Origin of the sequence: Fibrobacter sp. (assembly GCA_024399065.1) — a bacterium.
In the GTDB taxonomy this organism is placed as follows: domain Bacteria; phylum Fibrobacterota; class Fibrobacteria; order Fibrobacterales; family Fibrobacteraceae; genus Fibrobacter.
On the sequence record JAKSIB010000045.1, the window covers coordinates 1 to 22,301 of the forward strand.

15 protein-coding genes are annotated in these 22,301 nt (G+C 48.6%); 6 read left to right on the top strand and 9 right to left on the bottom strand.

Going from position 1 to position 22,301, the window contains the following annotated elements; translation table 11 throughout:
- A partial coding sequence (locus MJZ25_14705; GenBank protein MCQ2125426.1) for a pectate lyase occupies window positions 1-1,309 on the bottom strand: 1,309 nt, incomplete at its 3' end.
- 186 nt (window positions 1,310-1,495) lie between these two features.
- On the opposite strand from MJZ25_14705, the gene MJZ25_14710 reads away from it, so the two are divergent.
- Window positions 1,496-2,359, top strand: coding sequence for a TIGR02147 family protein (locus tag MJZ25_14710; protein MCQ2125427.1), 864 nt, complete (start codon window positions 1,496-1,498; stop codon window positions 2,357-2,359).
- An 87-nt stretch (window positions 2,360-2,446) separates the two neighbouring features.
- Here the strand turns inward: MJZ25_14710 and MJZ25_14715 are convergent, their stop codons facing one another.
- From MJZ25_14715 to MJZ25_14740, 6 genes are all read right to left on the bottom strand, one after another.
- A complete protein-coding gene (locus tag MJZ25_14715; protein MCQ2125428.1) occupies window positions 2,447-3,184 on the bottom strand; it encodes a hypothetical protein in 738 nt (245 codons plus the stop codon).
- Between the two features lie 23 nt (window positions 3,185-3,207).
- A complete protein-coding gene (locus MJZ25_14720; GenBank protein MCQ2125429.1) occupies window positions 3,208-4,314 on the bottom strand; it encodes a TIGR04133 family radical SAM/SPASM protein in 1,107 nt (368 codons plus the stop codon).
- A 46-nt stretch (window positions 4,315-4,360) separates the two neighbouring features.
- Entirely contained in the window at window positions 4,361-4,654 is a 294-nt protein-coding gene (locus MJZ25_14725) for a hypothetical protein (GenBank protein MCQ2125430.1), read from the bottom strand.
- A 31-nt stretch (window positions 4,655-4,685) separates the two neighbouring features.
- Entirely contained in the window at window positions 4,686-5,003 is a 318-nt protein-coding gene (locus MJZ25_14730; protein ID MCQ2125431.1) for a hypothetical protein, read from the bottom strand.
- Window positions 5,004-5,261: 258 nt separating this feature from the next.
- Window positions 5,262-8,552: a M6 family metalloprotease domain-containing protein gene (locus MJZ25_14735; protein ID MCQ2125432.1), complete on the bottom strand. Its 3,291-nt coding sequence runs from the start codon at window positions 8,550-8,552 to the stop codon at window positions 5,262-5,264.
- A gap of 180 nt (window positions 8,553-8,732) precedes the next feature.
- Window positions 8,733-10,787 (bottom strand): M6 family metalloprotease domain-containing protein, encoded by a 2,055-nt coding sequence (locus MJZ25_14740; protein MCQ2125433.1) that lies wholly within the window; start codon window positions 10,785-10,787, stop codon window positions 8,733-8,735.
- A gap of 153 nt (window positions 10,788-10,940) precedes the next feature.
- Between MJZ25_14740 and MJZ25_14745 the strand changes: the two genes are divergently transcribed.
- Together MJZ25_14745 and MJZ25_14750 are read left to right on the top strand one after the other, a co-directional pair.
- On the top strand, window positions 10,941-11,780 hold the full coding sequence (locus MJZ25_14745; GenBank protein ID MCQ2125434.1) for a TIGR02147 family protein: 840 nt from the start codon (window positions 10,941-10,943) through the stop codon (window positions 11,778-11,780).
- Entirely contained in the window at window positions 11,780-13,480 is a 1,701-nt protein-coding gene (locus MJZ25_14750) for a carboxypeptidase-like regulatory domain-containing protein (GenBank protein MCQ2125435.1), read from the top strand. The genes MJZ25_14745 and MJZ25_14750 overlap by 1 nt, the downstream gene beginning before the upstream one ends.
- 268 nt (window positions 13,481-13,748) lie before the next feature.
- Here MJZ25_14750 and MJZ25_14755 read toward each other — a convergent pair whose 3' ends face one another.
- On the bottom strand, window positions 13,749-14,630 hold the full coding sequence (locus MJZ25_14755) for a prepilin peptidase (protein ID MCQ2125436.1): 882 nt from the start codon (window positions 14,628-14,630) through the stop codon (window positions 13,749-13,751).
- A gap of 127 nt (window positions 14,631-14,757) precedes the next feature.
- Between MJZ25_14755 and MJZ25_14760 the strand changes: the two genes are divergently transcribed.
- On the top strand, window positions 14,758-20,130 hold the full coding sequence (locus tag MJZ25_14760; GenBank protein MCQ2125437.1) for a carboxypeptidase-like regulatory domain-containing protein: 5,373 nt from the start codon (window positions 14,758-14,760) through the stop codon (window positions 20,128-20,130).
- Complete coding sequence (locus MJZ25_14765) at window positions 20,130-20,591, top strand: hypothetical protein (protein ID MCQ2125438.1); 462 nt, start codon at window positions 20,130-20,132, stop codon at window positions 20,589-20,591. Before MJZ25_14760 ends, MJZ25_14765 begins: the two co-directional genes overlap by 1 nt.
- A 378-nt stretch (window positions 20,592-20,969) precedes the next feature.
- Here the strand turns inward: MJZ25_14765 and MJZ25_14770 are convergent, their stop codons facing one another.
- Window positions 20,970-21,545 carry a 4'-phosphopantetheinyl transferase superfamily protein gene (locus tag MJZ25_14770; protein MCQ2125439.1) on the bottom strand — a complete coding sequence of 192 codons (576 nt, stop codon included), beginning with the start codon at window positions 21,543-21,545 and terminating at the stop codon, window positions 20,970-20,972.
- 31 nt (window positions 21,546-21,576) lie between these two features.
- Between MJZ25_14770 and MJZ25_14775 the strand changes: the two genes are divergently transcribed.
- Window positions 21,577-22,128 carry a hypothetical protein gene (locus MJZ25_14775; GenBank protein ID MCQ2125440.1) on the top strand — a complete coding sequence of 184 codons (552 nt, stop codon included), beginning with the start codon at window positions 21,577-21,579 and terminating at the stop codon, window positions 22,126-22,128.
- The last annotated feature ends 173 nt before the right edge of the window (window positions 22,129-22,301 follow it).

Below are 22,301 nucleotides of genomic sequence, written 5' to 3' on the forward strand. Positions count from 1 at the left end.
CAAGGGCCATGTAAGGATCGGTGCCCCAGCAGTTGTATTCGTTGGCGCCATCCAGGTCAGTGTAGCTGATGGTAGCGTTATCCACGAATTCCATATCCATGCCGTCGGAAATCCACTTATAGCTGATATGGTCCGCCCAGAAGTTCTTAATGTGGTGATCCTTGTCGCCACTAGTTTCCAAACCATCGCCGGCCTCGATTAGGTGCGGGTTTACATCGTATATAGCGAGATTACGGTAAATGTTGTTGTGGCCGCCTTCGTTCCAGCGATTATTGAGAGATGCGCCACGGAGGTTTGCACCACGGCCCATACCGACCAGGCTCTTGTTGCCCTTGATGGTAATCCAGTCACTCCAGGACTGGAGATTGGCGCTTTCAGAAACAGGAACGGAACCATCATTCAAAGAAGCGCAGGAATTGGCTTCAAAAGCAATTCTGTAGAAAACATTTTCCTTACCAGTGACAGCGTTCTTTTCGCCGCACTTCTTGGTACACCAGGTGCGGCCCTGCCCGGTGGCTTCGGTAACCGCATTACGGAACTGACGGAAATCGTAAGTTCCTTCGGGAACCAGGATAGTCACGGCCTCATTAGACTGCAGATGCTTACGGATAGAAGCAGAATCAGTGGCAATGACAATATTACCCTTGTCGCCGCCGGTAGTCACAGAGCCAAAGCCTTCAGCCTTGACATTGAATGTGAAAAGCAAAATCGCAGTTTCGTCAGCCTCGTCTGCAGTCCAAATCCACTTAGCCTGGGTATTGGGGGCAAAGCCAACCAAATCGCCGCCGCTAGGCATCTTGGTATTTGCGTAAGACAGGGTAGTTGCACCACCCCACTGGCTTAAATCGCGGCCCTTGTTCTTCCAAGAGGTGCTGCCAACGCTAGGTTTTGATTTCCAATCACTGCCACTGTAATAAGAACGATCCAGTTCGTCAATTTGCACCATGACGCCAGGGGCACCCATTCCGTTGACTCCAACAACGGAAATAGCGTTTTCGCCAGGCAAGAATGTCATTGGAACGAATCGTACGCGGCCGGCTTGATTGTCTTCGGCCAAAAGCGCACCATTATGGTACAGTCTATAACCGCCATCGGCTACGATCCAAATCCCTGGACCGTAGCCGGCGTTATAGGTAGCCCCGATGAGCTGGGAACCTATCTTATCTCCTCCCCCTACATTCACACTCGTTGGAAGTGATACCACTTCAGAAGGAGACAAAGAAGCGTTGGACAGTCCTACGGCAAAAGCCATTGTCACACCTGCAATGAACTTGCCCAACGAGGTTTTTCCCATTACACCATATCCCATGTTTTACCCTATTCCCAGACAACGGGGCTTTCAATCCATTATCCCTTATGGATTGCTTAAAATCTAGGTTAAGAACGTGATATTTGCCACAAATTTTATGCCCGACCCCGTTTTATCGTTGTTCGCAGACAACGCTATCCAACACAAAAACAACTCTTTTTTTATACCTTTTTTTACATTTAGGGCATGGCTGAACAGAGAAAACAGAAAAAAGTCTTCGAATACATGGATTACCGTGCATTCTTGAAGGACTATTATAACCAGAAAAAGGAGGCCAATTCTGCCTTCTCTCTGCGTGTTTTCTCCGATAAGATCGGTTTCAAGGCAAAGGATTTCATTAGCCGCGTCATGAACGGCGAAAAGAACCTTTCCACCCAGAGCATTCCGAAAGTCGCTTCTGGCCTTCGCCTGGGCAAGCACGAAACCGAATTTTTCATCAGCCTCGTTGAATTTAACCAAGCCGAGACAACGGAAGAACGTGACGAAGCCTTCAACAAGATGCAGGCCGTTCTCAAGGTTGTCCGCTTTGCCGAAAAGCAGCATCTGCTGGGCCACGCCCAGTACATGGTCTACTCTCACCCCCGCCACCTGTTCATCAGAAGCCTTATCGGCATGTTCGGCTTCAACGGGGACTACGCCACCTTGGCAAAGCAAGTCCACCCCAGCATCACTGTCGATGAAGCCAAGCAGTCTGTAAAGCTCTTGGAAGAATGCCAGTTGATCAAGAAGGGCGAAGACGGCAATTACGTTTTAAGTGAAAATGCAATCACCACCGGTGATCGCACTTCCAAGCTGGCCCTCCGCGGATACCATCAGAAGTGCCTGAAGATGGGCGCCGACTCCATCGACCGCGACCCGCCCAGCAAACGTCATATCTCGGGCCTCACCCTGGGCATCAGCCAGGAAGGCTATGACCGCATCGTGGAACGAATCAATGCATTCCGCAAGGAAATCGCCCTCATTGCCGAAGAAGACGAAGGCAGCGACAAGGTTTTCCAGATGGAATTCGCCATGTTCCAGGTGGGCGGAAAAAACGACAAAAGCACCTAGCAGCTTCACCAAGAGTTTCCATAAAACGCATCAAAAAAGGCCCGCTCTCCACAGCGGGCCTTTTTCATTTCTTGGCATCGAATTAAATTAGATCTCAGCCGAAGGATCGTCACACTTCTTGAGTTTATCTTCCAATTCCTTAGCAGCCTCTTCATGAGCCTTCTCGGAACGGATTTTGTTATCAAGTATCTTGGCTTCGTATTCAGGACTCATGATTACAGAGCCATCGCTGCAGTTGGCCACCCACTTGTCGTATTCATAAGGCATAGGGGTTCCGTACATGCAAGCCATGTCATCAAGTTCCAGTTCCATTTTTTCAAGGCACCTGATTTTCTCTGCCGAGAATAACTTGGCCTCATCGCTTTTCAGCATGTTCTGAATTTTCAACAACATGTCGGATTCAGCCTTGCTCTGCCCTTGCTGTTCCGGAGTAGTCCAAGACTCAACGTAAGCACCTACGCTTTGGATACCGTTATGAGCATCACAAACACCCATGGCAGACAAGGCTGCCCCCAGGGAATCATTAGAAGTAAAAGGGTTTTCCTCTGAAGAGGAAGACGTTTCTTCAGAAGATGAACTGAAAGCCGGTTCGATGCCATATACGGTTGCGCTCATAGGAGGAATTCGTTCGTCACTGGAGCTGGACCTCACCTCGGAACTAGACGAGCTTGCGGCCGACGAACCGGGCTCACTCGAAGAACCCGGCTCTACGGAGGAACTAGTATCTGGGGTCACCACCGGAGATACCGAATTGTCGTTACAGCCGACCCAACAGAAGGACGCTGCGGCAAAGAATATCCTTGCCACTAATTTTTGAATCTTCATTTTTTCTCCTTTAGGCCAAAAATCTACTTTGCCTGTTTTGCAGCCTCACGTTCCATATCCATAGCATGCTGCAGGCGTTTTACGTGGCAGTACATCAATTCGCCGCTCTTTTCATCACGGAGATGAAGGCTGGAACCTTCACAATAACGCCAGTACTTGCACTTCTTGCAGTCGCCAGTACGAGTCCAGCTGCGGTCACGCATAATCTGGTAACGGTTCTGCCATACATCCCAAAGGTCATCCTTGTAGATGTTGCCCTGGATGTAGTCGCCACGAAGGCTTGGGCAGGCGGAAATATCACCGTTGGCAAGAACGGAGCTGACGTTTACGCCGGCACGGCAGAAGAAGGGATAATTGCGCGCTTCCTTTTCATAACTGCCCAGGAACCCTTCGCAACCATAGTTGACATTGATTCTGCCTTGCATCTTGGTTTCGCGGATAAAGTCAAAGACCTGCTTGAACTCGTTATCCGGCAACTTGAAAATGGGATTGTTGGCGGCGCGACCCTTGGGGAACACCGTTGCAATACGCCAACGCTTTACGCCAATGGCCGTAAGCAACTCGCGAATTTCAGGAAGTTCCGGAAGGTTTTCGCGGTTCACGCAAGTCATCACATCGAAGGTAAGGCCCGGAGTGTTTGCGGCCATCTTGATGGCGCGAAGGGCGTTGTCAAAACTGAATTCAGAACCGCGGAAATGATTATGGCTGTCGTGAAGACCGTCCAAACTGATCGTCAAGCTACGGAGGCCGGCACCAAGCAAGGCCTTGTACTTTTCAGGAGACATGGCAAGAGCATTGGAAACCATGCCCCAGGGATAGCCACGCTTCTTGATTTCCATACCGCATTCCACCAGGTCGGGGCGCATCAGCGGTTCACCGCCGGTAATCACCACCATAAAGTGCTTCGGGTCGATATGAGGAGCCAGGGAATCCAGCACCTTCATAAAATCTTCGCGGGGCATATCGGGAATAGCGTCCTTCATGCAGTCGCTACCGCAGTGAAGGCAGTGCAAATTGCAGCGCAAAGTACATTCCCAGAAGAAATAAGTCAGCGGGTGGGTTGCCACTTCGTTATGACGGTAATGACGATAAAATTCAAGAGCGAGACGCTTTTTAAGATTCAAATGCAAAATAAAATCTCCTAACTAGGTTCCAACACCACACGAGAATATATAATTATTTTTCCTCAGTGGCGGTTTCGTCACTTTCAACGCTACAAGTTTCGTCAAAAGCACAGGGAGGGCCATAGAGCGCCGGCTGTTCAACAATCGTCGAATCCACAATCAAAGGATCGTTAGGATCAAAAACTACTCCATAATCCGGCATTATTTCACAACCGTTACCATCACAGCCGCAAGGACCGCAGCCGTACTCAGGCATGGCATTTGTGGCTGCCTCATTTTCGCAGCCAGCCCACATAGTGGCAAACAGAGCCAGCAATATCTTTTTCCAGTGATTACGAATAGCCATAATTTAACCTCCTACGCCAAGTTAATCAAAATTACTTTTTCTCTTCTTTACCTAAATCGCACGACCCATCAAAATAACAGGGCGGACCATACACAGCAACAGGAACCTCATACTCCTCAGGTTGTTCAACGACTGTGCCCGCAGCAGGTTCCCCAACAACGACAGAATCCACGACAACGGAGTCCTGAGGCAACGGATCAGTAGAAGGCTCTTCGCACGCTTCGCAACCACAAGGCGGACAACCATATAGATCTCCGCCCCCGATATCAACCTCGGTTTCGGTACAACCCGACCAAAAAATGGCAAAAACAGCCAATAATATTTTTTTCCAATGTTTTCTAAAAAGCATAACCACTCCTAATTTGAACCTAAATTAAAAAATATTCCCCCACGCCTTAAAAAGTTTTCACAAAACAATGAGGCGAACTTTTTTCATCTCAAAATTTAATCCATTTTTTCAAGACAAATAGAATAGAATCCAAGTTTTTTTTGCAATTATTTCGACACATTCTAAAGAATACGTTATATATGAAACAATTTGTTCTTTATAGATAAAAAAGGCGATGCCACATTAGCACCGCCTTTAAATATTTATTCAAATCCTAGGTCATTTTACCGTTATGCGGTTCTGCTTCAGGAGTTTACCATTTTCAGTAACACGAACAACAAGAACCTTGCCGGCAAAGGATTTCAAGTCTACGTTATAATTTTCTGCATAGAAACTCTCCGTAAAGACCTTATTGCCCAACATATCAAAGATGGCAACATTCTTGCGTTCATTTCCTTGTGCAAAAATCTGAAGACGAGAATGATCTAATCCAATATTCACCCTAGCATTTACCACTGATGACGAAACATTCATTAAAACCGGTTCGTAGGAGGGAGACGCCACCGAGCGCACGACAGTCAATTTGAAAGTAACCTTCTCGCCATTGATGGTCAAGTTTTCAACATAGGTGCCCACGGGAGCCCAGGACTGGATTACATCATCAATTCGAACAGTTCCATTAGAAACATCTGACGGAATCTGCGTAAAGTTGATATTCCAGGAGTGGCGAGTATAAGATGTAACGCCTGTAATTGTCACCGGTTCAACCCTGCCGCCAACTTCCACGACCTGCTCCATGCTACCGGCAATGGTATAGGTTGTTGCGACACTGCTGGAACTTGCAACAGAGCTGGAAGATGCCACAGAACTGCTGCTGGGCACAACGCTGGAGCTGGATGCCACGACGCTGCTGGAGCTGGATTTTGCGGAGCTGCTGGAGTTGGAAGCGGCCTTGCCAACCTTCAGGGTAATGACAACCGTTTCGCCATTGACAATCAGAGTTTCTTCATAGGTACCGTCGGCAAGATAGCCAGGAACATTTCCTGTAATCTTTGCATCACCATACGCAAGCCAATCAGGAATGCTCAGGAAGTACAAGTTCCATGTTTTGCGGGTATAAGAGGTTATGCCCTCAATGGAGATCAGCTCGATGCGGGAATTCTGCGCAACAGCCTGAGTCAAGGAGCCTGCAATCTTGTAATTCGATGTAGAACTACTTGAAGCTTCAGAACTGGAGCTGGGCACTTCAACGCTGGAGCTAGATTCTACAACGCTACTAGAGGATTCCACGGAACTGCTGGAGATTTCTTCAACAATGCTACTGGAACTTGCAACAGAGCTGGAAGATGCCACAGAACTGCTGCTGGGCACAACGCTGGAGCTGGATGCCACGACGCTGCTGGAGCTGGATTTTGCGGAGCTGCTGGAGTTGGAAGCGGCCTTGCCAACCTTCAGGGTAATGACAACCGTTTCGCCATTGACAATCAGAGTTTCTTCATAGGTACCGTCGGCAAGATAGCCAGGAACATTTCCTGTAATCTTTGCATCACCATACGCAAGCCAATCAGGAATGCTCAGGAAGTACAAGTTCCATGTTTTGCGGGTATAAGAGGTTATGCCCTCAATGGAGATCAGCTCGATGCGGGAATTCTGCGCAACAGCCTGAGTCAAGGAGCCTGCAATCTTGTAATTCGATGTAGAACTACTTGAAGCTTCAGAACTGGAGCTGGGCACTTCAACGCTGGAGCTAGATTCTACAACGCTACTAGAGGATTCCACGGAACTGCTGGAGATTTCTTCAACAATGCTGCTGGAACTTGCAACAGAGCTGGAAGATTTCACAGAGGAACTTGAAGATTCCGCATAGCTGCTGCTGGATACATCACCGGAACAAGTGGATACGTCACAGCTGCTGGAACTGATTGCAATAGAAGAGGAAGACTGTTCAGGAACATCACAAGTAGTCACATTCACGCCATCCTTGGTGGTGAAGCAAACCTTGTCGTTTTCCTCCATGATACCATACAAGCTCACGCCAAGATCTGTACCATTCCAAGACTTGAAAGGACCATAGGTAGTCACATTCTGAGAACCAGGGAAGGGATCGTCCTTCAAGTGACGCGTGTAGAAGCCATCGTAATAATCCGTCACCTTCAAATCACCAGCTTCAACCACATCAATACGTTGATGGTAGGATTTATCATTTAATGTAATTGTCGACCAACTATAACTATCATAATCAATGTGCCAAATCAACAAACCATGACCAGGCAATTCTGCATCCCACTTGTTACTCTTCTGACGGTTTTCAAGAATATACCATTCATTGGAATTATTCGGGACAGGGATCTTATAGGCCTTATTGGATGTCGGAAGAGAAGCAAGAGAAGTGACATCAATTGTCAAATCCAAAGCGTCATAGTCCAACCACCCCATGAAATTTCTTTCAAAGGCGCTGTAACCAGCGGGAACTTTCTCGTTACCATTGTACATCCCCGTTGCCATCACATCCCAACTGTGCGCACCCGGAGCATTATATCCCGAAGACGAGTAATCGCCATAACAATCATCGAATCTATTTCCTGTGCAATAATGATCCCTCAGGCCCATGGAATGGCTAAATTCGTGAATAAAAGATGCGAAGACATGATCGCCCTGAGCAAACATAATGTAGTTGTCGAAGGTCTTTCCATTTCCCGCGGGAATGTTTCCAAGATAATCCTGAAAACCGCGTTCAATTTTGGCATCGGCTCTGGAACCTGCAAAAAGCACAGCAACAGCATCGACTTTGCCATCTTTATCAGCATCATAGTCCGCAGCGTTAAAATCAGGGTACGTTTTCAGAAGTGACGCAACGGCATCCTCCGCCAAACGAGCATTGTTGGAAACAAAGCCGCTGTAAGAAGAAAATTCTTTTTCCAGCTTTACACTATACAGATCAAACGTCGGCACGAATTTTCCCATGGACTGATCCGTGAAATAGTCACGAACAGAGCCTACGTATCCATTCTTGGAATATCCGACCTCATTCATCATGTTTCCGAATTCTTCGAGGTCCAAGTTTGCCTGCGAGTCATTATACACCATAAGCACAACAAACTTATTGGTACCCTTGGAATGGCCCTTGGGGGACGGCAATCGCAAAACAGGGGGAACGTTGCTTTGCTCTTTCTTCAAATTCGCCCAGGCAGCCGGAGCATTCCTTTCATTTCTGGATTTTTCAACATTGCCTGAATTGCGTTTGAAATAATTTATCTTGACACCTTCCTTGCTAAGACTTGCAAGGAACGATTTATCAAAATCCGTTCGAGCAAGTTCATTCTTAGCCTTGACAGGCGAAGACTCGCCATTTTCATCGGCAAAATAATACACGCCTAGGGAATCTTGAACGACAAGATAGCCATCTTCTGTTTGAACATAGCTAAAGTATTCGTCTCCAACATTCTGAAGCGTAACCGTTTCACCATGATTGTCATAGGTATAGGGCCTAGGATCCATGGGATCCGCAAATGCTGCGTTTAAACCGAGCAACGCAACGGAAAAAACAGTAGTAATTTTAGAACTGTTCATTTACAACCTCCATGGCGGTGCAAGATAGAAAAATTTGTGATTTTTATCACATTTTTGTATAAATAAAATGGCAAAAATGTCTTTACATTATTCATTTAAACAAAAAATCATTTGTACAAAAAAGGCAGTGCACGCTGGCACCACCTTTAATATCCAATCCATACACGAGACGAATAGGCGCTAGTTACCCGACGTCACTTTTTTCACGCCCAGGATTCGGCTTCCTTCAGAAACACGAACTACGATAACACCCAAATGAAGCAGGCGATCCAGATTCATCGAGAACTCCCCACCATCAAAGATGCTTCTAAAAATCATATTACCCTGAAGGTCGAAAATATCTACCCGCTTTATCCCTGGAGCACGGGATAGAATTTCAAGAACAGAGCCATTCATACTCATTTCAACAGTCTGGGCCAAGGAAACAGCATGCAAGGCACTTGTTACCAAAGAACTTGAACTTTTTGCCATAGCCTCGGAGCTGCTAGAAGGAACAGTCTTGGAACTACTGGACTTTACTGTAGAGGAACTGGAACTTTCAGCAACAACCTCAGAACTGCTAGATGCAACGTCCTGCTTCGCAGCGCAAGACGACACCTTCACGCCACTCTTGGTTGTGAAACAGACATTGTAGCCATCTTCCATAATGCCGTAAAGTTTTATTCCAAGATCCGTTCCGGCCCAAGATTTGAAACCATCAAAACTGGTAACTTTCTGACTTCCTGGAAATGGATCGTCCTTTAAGTGTTCCGCATGAAATCCATCGCTATAACTCGTGACTAATTGATTTCCTGCTTCCACCACATCAATTCTTTGATGGGTTTTATCGTCGTTCATCGCATCATTTTCCCATACGGTATAGTTATAGTCAATATGCCAAATCAGCATACCATGGTAGGGCAATGTTGCGTCCCACTTATTATCCTGCTGACGGTTTTCAATAATAAACCATTCATCCGGACGATTGGGAATAGAAATCTTGTAGGCCTTATTGGAAGAAGACCATGACGGAAGAGAAATTACATCTCTTTGCAAGTCCAGAGAATCATAGGAAGCCCAGCCCATAAACACTTTTTCAAAAGCACTGTAGTTTGGAGGATTGTAACGACGCGGGTTATAAGTTCCACCCCCCTTATTCTTCACTTCATTGTACATTCCCGTGGCCATCACGTCCCAGCCATGAGCCCCCGGAGCCTGGTATCCCGTATTGGTAAAATCGGAATAGCAATCGCTGGCTCGAACGCAGTAATGATCCTTTAGCCCCATGGTATGGCTAAATTCGTGAATAAACACAACAAAAGGAGAACTTTGCTGGTTGATTATAAAATATCTGTTCGCACGTTTACCATTGCCCACATTTTGCTGGCGGCACGGATTCCATTGAAGTTCATATTGGAACCCACCCATATTACCAGCAGCAGATTCCGAACCTGCATACAACACGGCCAAGGCGTCAATTTCACCATTGTTATCCGCATCATAAAGGGAGGCATTAAAATTCGGGTACTTACTTAGCAAGCTGTTTAGCGCTTCCACAATCAGTTTATATTCAACATCCTTGTAGCTAGCAAAGGAGTTGCTTACGGTCACTTGGTAAATATCAAAGGTCGGGACAAACTTGCCACCAGACTGTTCTGTAAAATAATCGCGGACAGAACCAGAATATGCTTCTGCAGAATATTTTTCCTTGTTCAAAAGATCATGGAAGGACGCGGAATCAATGTTTGTGGTTTGAGAATTGGAAACAAGCAAGACCGGAAAACGGTTTGTACCATTGGCATGCTTGCTTGGTGAAGGAAATCTCAAAACTGCAGGCGCGGAATCGTCTTCAAGCTGATTCAGGTTTGCCCAAGAAGCCGGTTTCACCACTTCACCAGCGGGACGTTTGAAACGGTCTGGATTCTTTTTGACATGGCCGGAGAAAACCTTTTCTCGGTCGAGACTCTTCAAAAAAGAAATGTCTTGAGCGGTACGGTCCTTTTCATTCTTCGCCTTGACCTTGGAGCAGGAACCGTTTTCGTCGGCATAGTAATAGACGCCGGCAGAATCCTGAAGAACGATATAACCATCAGAAGTCTGGGTGTTGCTATAATGTTCGTCACCGACATTTCGAAGTGTTAGAGAATCACCCTGATTGTCCACGGAGTACAAAGCAGGATTCTGAGGATAGGCAAATGTTTCCGTCGCACAAAGCGACGCCATCAACAACGGATACAAAACACTCCTAAATCTCATCACAAATACTCCTTACCCTTAATTTATACTCATTTTCGTGATTTTGAGCACAAATTTTTCCTTGAAACCCTAAAAATTCGCGAAATTCGGCCAATTTTACGGTTTTTGAAAGTTCTCAAAATTTTTCTCAAAAATTTAGTTATATTTGAGAACATGGAAAAGTACATTGACATCTACCAGTTTACGCACTTCCGTAAATACCTGGAAGAATACCAGGCCGTCCGCGTCAAGGCCGAGCCCGGTTTTACCCGTACCGAAATTTGCAACCTTCTGGGCATGGAAAAGAGCCGCAGCTACTTTGCCGACGTGCTCCGCGGAAAGAAGGTGAGCCCCCGCATGGTGGCCAAGTTCATCGAGCTCTGCAATCTGGAAAAGAAGGAAGCCAAGTACTTTGAAGTCATGGTGAAAGTGGACCAGGCCAAGACCGACGCCATCCGCAAGGCCGCCATGGAAGAACTTCTGCAGATGCATCCGAACCCGCAGAACATTCTGAATACCGACGCCTACGAATATTACAACCATTGGTACAACAGCGCCCTTTTTGCCATCCTTGACGCCATGGACGTGGGCGACGACTTGACCCCGGTTCAAAAGAGAATTTTCCCCAAGGTGACTCTGGGCAAGCTGAAGGAATCACTGGATTTGCTGCAGCGTCTGGGTCTCGCCCGCAAGAACGAGGAAGGCTTCTGGAAGCCTACCCAGGAATCCATCAGCAGCGGCCCGTATAACAACGCGGAGCTGATCAAGCAGTACCAGATGCAGTGCTTTGAGCTTTCAAAGCAGGCGCTAATGACTCCGCCCAAGGCTCCGACAATCATGAGCACACTGACTTTCAGTATATCCAGCAACGCCTATAAGGAATTGGAGGAGGCGGTGCAGGAATTCAAAGCAAAGGCCCGCCAGATTATTTCACAGGACAAGGATAAGGCCGACGGCGTATACCAACTGAATTTGCATATGTTCTCAAATCTTGAGAACAACGGGGGTAAATAATGAAATTACGAATTATGAGTTACGATTTGCAGAAGGCTTGTGGTTTCATTGCTGGCTTAAGCGTTGCGAGTTTGAGTCTCGCAAGTATCGTGGGCTGTTCCGATTCCAGCACAGCAAGCGTATGGACCGAAACCGAGTCCGGCCAACAGGCTGCCAATGGCGACTGGCTTGTAGATGTTGAAAGCTGCAGCAACAGCATTCCAGAAAACATCGGGAAAAAGAATGCAACGAAAGCTTTGCTAAAATCCAACGTTACAACCCATTGCATCACCTACGACCGCACTTACGCCATGGTCAGTGTCCAGGGAACGGCCACGGATGAAAGCGGTTCCCCGTTGAAAATGGCCAGAGTCCGCCTGTCCAGTTTCGGAGGCTCCGGAAAAGAAACTACCACCGACGATAACGGAACCTACAAGTTCGATAACGTAGTCTACAAGGCCACCTACCACGGTTTCGCACCCCTTGAGGAAGGCGAGTTTGAGCAGGTTGACGACACCACCCACGTCACCTACATCGACTACAAGTTGCTGGTGGCTTCCAGCGACAGCACCCTGGCAAGCGTCCACACCATCAATTTCAAGGGCTACAAGCGCATGGGCGAAGGCGACAGCGTCTATCTTGAAATTCCTGAACAGTCCGCAGGCAAGGTAACAGACATCACCCTCCCCGCCAAGGCCTTCCAGAAGGGCGACAACGCTTGCCTGGACGACATCGGCGTTTGCCACGTGATTACCGCCGACGAAATTGAAGCGGGAACCTTCGTCATGAAAAACGTACCTCAGGGAGTTTACCAAAAGCTTTGTGCCATACAAACCGAAAAAACAAGTGGCGGCGAAGAAATGGTCTCCATGCGCTGCGCAATGTTAAGCGAACCCATCATTGCAAAGGATGCGGTAGACACCTTGAGTTTCGAGCTTCCGGAAAGTGCCCTCAGCCAGATGGATTCCCTGACAGACAAGTCCATCGAAAAAATTCTAGTTCCTGTAAAGACAAGCGCCGAAAAGCCCTACATCATCAGCGGCAACAGCATTACAAAGCTTGTTTCTGCAGGCAGCAAGGATCTTTACTGGGCCGAGATTTCTTTCAGCGAAGCGAACACTGCAAGCTACGTTCTCTTTGACGAAATCCCCTATTTCAGCAGAACCAGCGTTTTTGCAGCAGTGGAATCCCTGGCAGACACCACACTGGTCAACAGTTCCGCCTACTGGAACCGTACCTATACGGGATTCAGCTTCAAGGTCAAGGCCGACGGCAGCGAGTTCGAGGAAGCCGCGGTTCTCTTAAGCACCGTAGATTCAACAGTAGCAGGCCTTCCCAAGGGTTACGAAATTCTCCAGTGCGAGGCCGGTTCCAAGAGCGTATGCGTTCGCGTCTATAGCGGCACTGATTCCGTGGTAACAGATACGGTCGTCTACGGCAAGGCGAACCTGCTCGATGGCGAAGAGCACATCTTCTCCATGGCCGTGGTCGGAAACCACCTTTCTGTGGCTGTGGACGGCGAGATTCTTCGCGACACCGACTTAAAGTTGGGCGACAGTTTCCCCTATTACGAAGGCGGAAATTCCTTCATGAACATTGGCAATGTGGAACTAAGGAACTTCGTAATGTTCGACATGCCCAGCCGCATTAGGAAAGGCGGAGAAAGCAACTGGAACCGCCTGAAGGCCTGGCTTATCACCCATCAGACGTTCAGCAAATAGCTTTTGAATTCGTTTTTTGCATGAAATTACCTATAAAAGCGAGTTTTCACACCGTTTTATAGGTAAAAGTCGGGACATAACAAGCAAAAAAAGACATTTTTTCGTCAACTTAGGCCCGTCAAACAGCTTTTTCAGCGGTTTTAGGCATGCAACGGGCGACTTTTTTACAAACAAAATAACATTTCACCTATAAAAGCTGCAATTAAAGCCCGTTTACAGGTAAAATGGGTAAAAATGGGTAAAATCGACTTGTAAACTTAAAAACCAGTTATTCCCCAATGACAAACTGCAAATACATCTGCAGCAGCGTACCGCCCCACAGGTAAACTACAGGAGCGGCGATGGCCAGGAACGGCCCGAAGGGAATCTGGCCCGGAGCATCCTCGGAGTCGTCGACGGACGCCTTGACGGCCACCTTCGCTTGCATCTTGGCGTAAGGAATCATGACGATAATGCCTACGATGGCGGCAATGACCAGAATCATAAATGCAGATTGCCATCCCATGAGGGCGCCATATCCTGCGAGAAGCTTTACATCCCCGAAGCCCATGGCCTCCTTCTTGAAGACCTTGCTAGCAATAACGCCCAGAAGCCAGAGGCCGCCACCAGCAGCAACGGCGCCGATCAGGCTCTGCAGCGGGGTAATTCCACCAGGAATTAGGGAAAGCAGAAGGCCGGCCACAATACCGCCCACACTCATGGAATCGGGAATTAGTTTGTACTTAAAATCAACAGCACAAACCGGATAAATGGCAAGCAAAAGCCAGAACATGGCCAAGGCATCGGCCCACACCTCAGGGCGCACCACCGGGGCGGAGAAAAGTTCCGGAACCACGGCACCGTAATTCACCGCAACGGCAGCAAAAAGGGCCAAAACACCAAGCAAGCCGCACAAAGCTTCACCAATCGGGTAGATGATATTCAGGGGCTTATGGCAGCAGGCCGTCTTACCACGCAAAATAAACCATCCGATCACCGGCAAATTCAGGTAAATAGGGATGTGCTTTTTGCACAAAGGGCAGTGGGAAGGCGGATTTATCAAGGAAATTCCGCGGGGCATTCTGTACACAATCACGTTGTAGAAACTGCCCACACAGGCGCCAAATACAAAAAAAACAATCAACCAATACCAAAGCGGGATTAGTTCCATAAAAAACCTCCGTCAGTGCAAAGAAATGCACCCGATTCGTAAAGAAAAAGATAAATTATAATATGTAAAATAATGTTCAGGTTTCTGGACAATTTATGGTCATTTTGTTTTGGATGAGGACTATACCATGAGAGTAAAAAGTCTGATTACATTGTTTGTGGCTTCTGCAGCCTTGCTGTTTCTCGACAGCTGTTCTCGAGAATCGCCTCTGAAGGAAAATACAGGCCTGAAAAACAACCATTCCAGGGTTTTCGCCTCCCGTGAACCCTTCAAGGACCCCCAGGCCTTTGTCGACTCCATGGCAAACACCGCAGTGAACGCTGCGGATTCCATTCCTGACACCCTGACGGTCACCGTAAACGATACCATCTACCTTCTCGGTATCCTTCCCAGGTTTGTCGAAAAGATCTACCTGTTCCAATGGACCATGATCAAGGGCAAGGACACCGTACAAATCGATGGTGACAACGCAGAACCTTTCGCATGGGCATACTCCAGACCCGGCGTATACTATCCGCAATTCGTGGCTTTCGATGGCAACAACGCCACCGACACCGCCGGCTCCGGAACGAAGAAACTCTACGTCAACGTCATCGACTCCAAGCCCCAGCTTTCCGTTCCCAAGGACACCTTGTGGACCAAGCACGAAGGTGACGTCAACTTCCGCATTTTTGCAGCCGACTCCTTTGGCACCATCAAGAACGTCAAAATCGACATGGACGCTAGCGGAAAGAGCGAGCCCAAGGTTTGGGACTTTGAAGAAGAGGAAGATTCACTCCTTATTTCTGTCGGCTACAACAAAAAGTATGTAGACTCCCTAGGCAACCAGACCATCTATGTCATCGTTGAAGACGACGACGGCAACGAAGTCATGGACAGCGTGAACCTCCATTTCAACAAGCCCCCCACTCTCAAGATTATTTCTCCCCTCGACGGAAGCCGTCACGACATCAAGGAACGCTTCTACTTCTTCTACGAAGGCAAGGACGAAGACAACCCGCAGGACCTGCGCTATTACATCCGCGCCTATTCAACCAAAAACGGAAAACCCCGTGAAGCAGCCCTTACTTCCAAGGACCTTATTGCAAAGGACATCCTAAGCGAAATTTATGAACCGACGACCGCCGACGGAAGAAACGTCATTACCCTGGTCGACAGCCCCTCCGTAGAAATCAAGGGCCGAGTTTACTGGGATATGTATGTCACCGACGGATACGACATCGTTCGAATGGAACGTATCAAGACCGACGAAAATGACTCCATCGGTCGCGACTGGAATTTCTACCTGGGCGACCTGAGTACTACCCTAGGCGTCGTCACCGGAACCGCAAAGTATCAGGAGCGCGACAAGCACGCCGGCATCCGTGTAGAATTCAACAACGGAAACAAGGTCTTTACCGGATTTACAAATGACAAGGGACGCTACACCATCACCGTGGACCCCGGTTCCTACGAAGTGCGAGCAAGTTCCGACACCATCCGCGAATACCAGTACGCATTCCACTACGATCTTTATGTTGAAGCCGGCGACACCCTCCCTGTGCCTGAACTCACTCTCGCCGACACTACCTCTCCCACACTGGTAGTCAAGGACTTTGACACCCTGGATGTTCGTAAAGTCGACCTCTGGAGCATCTATGCCAAGGACTTGGCCTCCCGCATTGATTCCGTTTCCGTAAAACTTGATGACGACAAACAAGATGTCACCTGTGACAATGTCGAAGGTGGAACAATTTTCAACTGCCGTATATCGCTAGACAACCTTGAAGATGGAGACCACGTTCTTTCCATCACCGCCAAGGATAAGGCCGGCAATACAAATACCAAGAATGACACAATCTACGTAAGAGCAACCAAGCTTGCTCTTGATGTCAATGGCGTACAAAAGGACAAGATTGGAAAAAGTTCCGGAGAACTCCTCTTTACGGCAACGATTTCCAACGACTACCCAACAGCGGACTCTGTCACATGGAACTGGGAAATCGAAGGCAAGACTGGTTCTGCAAAGGTTAAGGTTGTAGACGGCAAGGCCACCTATACCATGACCTACAACGACATCGCCATGAACTTCGACGACCCTGACGATCCGTCACACGCAGAAAAAGACTATATCATGACCGCGACATACAAGAACAATGGCGCAGATGTCAGCAGCAGTGTAACATTCGGTGTTCTTGGCGAAAAGCCCACCGTAGCATTCCAGGAACCGGGTAACAATGTCCAGGTCACCAAGAACGATCCTGTACACTTCAAGATTGCAACCTTCAAGGGCGCTAGCGGAAACGCCATCGTAAGCATCGTATGGAACTGCGGCACCCACGTTGCAGCGGGATACACCTGTCCTGCCAATGGCAGCACCGAAGGCACCATAGCCTTCGACGACTTTGGCGAACAAGTTGTCACCGTCACCGTCAAGGACGATAGCGGAAACGATGGCAACGACACAGGCTATGACAACATCACCGTCATGGTGGTCCACGACACGCCGACAATTGCAGCTTCAACAGACGACAAGAGCAACGAGTACAAGATCAACACCACGGTCAAGGTCAACCTTACCGCCAGCGATAAGCAGGGCAAGGTACAGGAAATCAAGTACGGCTGCTCCAACGGAAAAATCACCCACGACCAGGTCATCGCCATTACTCCGGCAGCCTCTGTTGACGCAACTGTAAACATCAAGCTGCCTGGCGAACCTACCAGCAACTTCCGTTGCGAATTCAAGGCCATCGATGACGACGAAGAAGAAGGCATCGCTGCACTGACCTTCGTCACCCTGTTGGACCCTCCGGAAGTCCGCCTGAATACCAAGGCCGACTCCGTCAAGATTAACTCCGACCAGAAACTTATTGCAACGGCAACAGACAAGCTGGGCAAGATTGAAAAGTACGAACTTGCTTGTGGCGAAGACATCAAGCATATGCCGGACTGGACAACCATGAGCAAGGCAGACACCGTCATCAGAATGCCGGCTTACGCAACCGACGTATACTGCATCGTCCAGGTCACTGACGACGACAAGAACACCGCAAGAGATACTGCCACCTACACCGTTCTTGTCGGAGCACCGGAAGTTGCCGCCTCTGCAGAATACAAGGTGGTCACCATCCTTGACGAAGTGGAAGTGAATGCCCATGCCTACGATCCTCTCGGATCCATCGTCAAGTACGAATGGGGCTGCGGTTCCAAGTCCACCCAGAATATTCCGTTCAAGTATTCTTCTACGACAACGCCGAAGACAACCATGACAATGCCCAAGACCGCAGAAGATCATTATTTGTGCATCATCAAGGTTACCGACGACGACAACAACGAAGCTAGAGACACCGTTGAATTCCAGGTCCTCCAAGGCATGCCGACTATCGAAGTCAGCCAGAAGTTCCTGAGAATTCGCGCAAGCATGAGAATCCTTCTCAATGCAACCGCAAACGACAACAACGGAGCAGGCTCCGCTTCCGATCCGGGCAGCATCGTTGAAAAATCCTGGAGCTGCGGACTCCCCGAACAAATCAGCAGCAACTGGAAGGTTGTCAGCGACTACTCCACAGACTGGATGGCACCGAAGGAAACCAACAACAGGTTCATTTGCGTCGCCCGTGCAAAGGACAACGACGGCAACATTGTAACTGATACCATGACCTTCGCCTTCACGACCCAAGTGCCCAACATTCACGTTGTAGACAACCTCATCTACATCAACATTGGCGATGAGTTCACCCTCGATGCTACCGTAAACGACGCATGGCAGGGAATCAACTGGTTCAGCTGGGAATGCGTTGACTCAGAAACCGGAAAGACCATGGAAAGCAAGGTGGGAAAATACGATTATGAAAAGAATGATAAGACTCTCGCCGTAACGAAGGTCTCCAGCTATTCTGAAAAGGGAAAGAACATGTACTGTATCGTTTCCGCAGAAGAAGCTAGCTCTACAGAAATCTTCAAGGATACTACTGAAGTTCGCATCATGAGAAACTACCCCGTCGGTGCGATCTCCGCAGCAGACACGGTCCACCTGTGGAGCGGCGACGGCGACGTTCCCATGGAATCCAAGAGTTTCTACACTTCCGAATGGGGCGGTTTCTGCTCTAAGCGTGGCGAACTCAGCTTGTCCACTTCTCCTCAGTGGTTCCGCTGGAACTTCAGCAACATCGACGACAACTTCTACGACGGCAATGACGATGGCAGCATGGACACCACGGTGCTTGAATTCTACAACGCCTTCATGCGTCCTACAGTTGAAGGTTCCATGGTTATCAAGCTTGATTACCGCGACAGTACCATGGACAAACCGACCCACGCATTCAACCTTAAGCACAAGGCCGAAGAAGTTTCAAGAACAGTTTACTTCAGAAAGGCTTGGCAAAACCTTTCCAAGGATACAGTCGTTGAAAACGCTTCTTCCGACGTTCCCGTGGCATTCACCCTCGTCGGCAACAAGCCCGTTATTGCATACCTCTACGGAAAGAACACCGTCAAGGCAAAGGCCTACAGTGGTTCCAGCTGGGCTGACATCGACAACTTCAGTACAACCGACTCCATCGTAAACGTACAGATTGCAACAAACGGCAAGGACATCTTCGTTGGCGCTCTGACCAAGAGTAAGGAGTTCACCGTTAAGAAATCCGCTGGAGCAACATCTGCCTTTGCAAATGTGGGTACGACAATGGCAAACGTCATCGACCCGAAACTGCTCTGCAACGGTTCCGGAAACGTTCTGTTCACTTACATCAACAATGCTGACAGAAAGAGCGCATTCGTCGCCTACCTCAATGGTTCTGCATGGACAACGAAGTCTCTCATCAAGACCGTCAACCAGAAGAACCTTATCTTCAGTGAAATGGATGCTATCATAAACAAGGATGGCAATCTGATTGTGGTCGCCGTTGATTCTGCAGCAAGCACAGGCTACGCCGCCATGTTCAACAGTTCCTACGGCCAGGCCATCGCCCCCAATGCAATCAAAAGCGATCCAAACGCTAAACTAGACTCAATCAAGAGCATCAGCCTTGCCGTTGAAAACAGCAAACTGTATCTGGCATACATGAATCGAAACTCTTCAACCTACGGTACTTCATTCAGAATGGCTACCATCGGCGGAAACAGTTTCTCTTGGGGTAACAGAACAGCAATCTTCGACGAAGCCTACCTCTCCTACAGCACCAGCATTGCAGTAAGAGACGGAGTAGTTTACATCGCCATCTGCGATAACGACAGGACCACGTTGGCACAGATCAACGTCTTCCGTTACGAAAACGGAACCTGGCACTACCATGGCGAAAACCAGTTACCTTACTTCATTAAGCCGTTCTACGACGCAAACGGATACTACCTGCGTGGTAATGCCCCGACATTGCTGTTCGACGGAGAAGGCAAGCTTCATTTGTCTATGCTCGCCCGTACCAACGGAAAGGCAGCCAACAAGAAATACAACGGTCCCATCGTTATGAAGTATGTGGCCGACAACTGGAAAGTTACACCTACCAAATGTGAGGAAAAATAATGAATATTGAAATTGCAGCAATCTGTGACGCAGCCACTGCCAACGGCATGGGTGGACGTTTGAACATTCTCGGAGCTTTTGACCGCGTATTTGCCAAGTTCCCGATGGTCATTCCCCAGTGCTCCGCAGCATTCCGCATCCGCTACCAGCGTGCAGAAGCCGGCGTCCACGAACTGCAGCTCACCATCGAAGACGTTTGCGGCAAGCCCATCGTTCCCCCGATGAACTCCAAGATTCCTCTGGAACCGGTGGCGCAGGGTTTTGATACCGCAGCAGTGAACCTCGTCCTGAATCTTCAGCGCCTGCAGATCGCCCGTCCGGACAAGTACATTGTACGCCTCGTGATGGACAACGAAGAACTCATCAGCCTCCCGCTTTACATGCTGGAAGCTCCCAACCAGCCCATGCCGGGCCAGCCCCAGGCTATCCCTGAAGAAGGCACCGTAGACGGCAACGCCTAGGAGCCGAGAGTCGCAAGCAAGCCATATTGCTTATGACCGAGGCGACGAAGTGCGTGCGTCGCAGGCGCAACGCCTAGGAGCCGAGAGTCGCAAGCAAGTCATCTTGCTTATGACCGAGGCGACGAAGTGCGTGCGTCGTAGACGCAACGCTTAATAGCCGAGGGTCGCAGGCAAGCCATATTGCTTATGACCGAGGCGAAGAAGTGCGTGCGTCGCAGGCGCAACGCTTAATAGCCGAGGGTCGCAGGCAAGCCATATTGCTTATGACCGAGGCGACGAAGTGCGTGCGTCGCAGGCGCAACGCTTAATAGCCGAGAGTCGCAACGCTTAAAAGCAGCGAATTTAAAAGAGAAAGGCCGCGGTACTCCGCGGTCTTTTTTATTTACAAACAGCAACACACAGGGACGCCTTGGCCGCGCCCACAGGTTCATCTATATCGCAAAAATGGACTGTGGAGGACTGGTCCAGACTCAAGGGATTTTCCATCACAAATCGACGGATAGCCCCTTCAAAAAACGCCCCGCCCACGCATTTGAACAAAGCCTCCTTACGACACCACAGACGGAAAAATTCTTCAACAGCACGATTTTCTTCAAGGCCTTTCAAGTAGCTCGCTTCCTCGGCACTGAAAAAATGATCCGCGATGCGCAACCGGTTAGGCTTATGTATTTCAAAATCCACCCCGACACGAACTCCTTCGCCAGCATAGGCTAGCACGCAAACATCGCCGGAGTGGGTCCAGTTTACGTCAAAATCCAACGCAGGAATCTCAGGCCTAGGATGTTCCTCAGTTTGTACGATATCGCTTAAGGAAAGCGCGCGACCAGAGACTTTCGAGAGCTCATCCAAAATCACTTCACGATGCTTTACGCAGGACTTGTCAAAAGACACCAAATGAACAACTCCCAAGGGAGTTTTCACATCAAAGCGTTTTAAAACAGGCAAGTTCTGCATCAAGGTCAAAGATAATTTCTAGTTTAAGGGTATGCTTCTGACAACTTCCAATATTAGGCGTTTTTGCGCAGTGCTTGCCATGGGCTCCCTGACGTTCACATTGGCCGGTTGCGGCAACATTAACAACAGTTGGGAAGTCAAGGGTGGCGGATACTTCAAGTATTCCATCAACGGCGGCGAAAAATACACCATTGAGCTGGACCGTGAAGATTGCGATATACCTCAATATGGCCGTCATTATTTCTATTTCAAGACCCAGCTCGACAAAAGCGACAGAGGCGATCAATTCGCCGTCATGGTAAACAGGCCCTCCACAAGCGGGAAAATCAAGCCCGTATCCACGGCTATCGTCGACGGAAACGACCAACAGGTTACCTGGATGCGCCAGGCCATCTATGAAGAAGCACCCCTTATTGAAGACAGCAGCTACGTCCATTTTGACGAAATTATCGAGGATTCCCTCTGGACAGCCGACATTGAGCTTTATTTCAAGGATTGCAGCAGCGGATCTTGCGATAACGACCACACTCCGGTACATATCAGCGGAAGGTTCCGCTACTGGGTTGCCGAAGAAGATAAATAAGTCCCTGCAGCCCGGTTCTCCGATTTCTAAAAAAGTTCACAATTTTTCTTGACAAAATCCCTTGACAGTCCCCCAAAAACTTTCTATCATTGGGCTACCCTAACGGGATTAACCATTCGGTCGATTAGCTCAGTTGGTTAGAGCGCTACCTTGACATGGTAGAGGTCACAGAT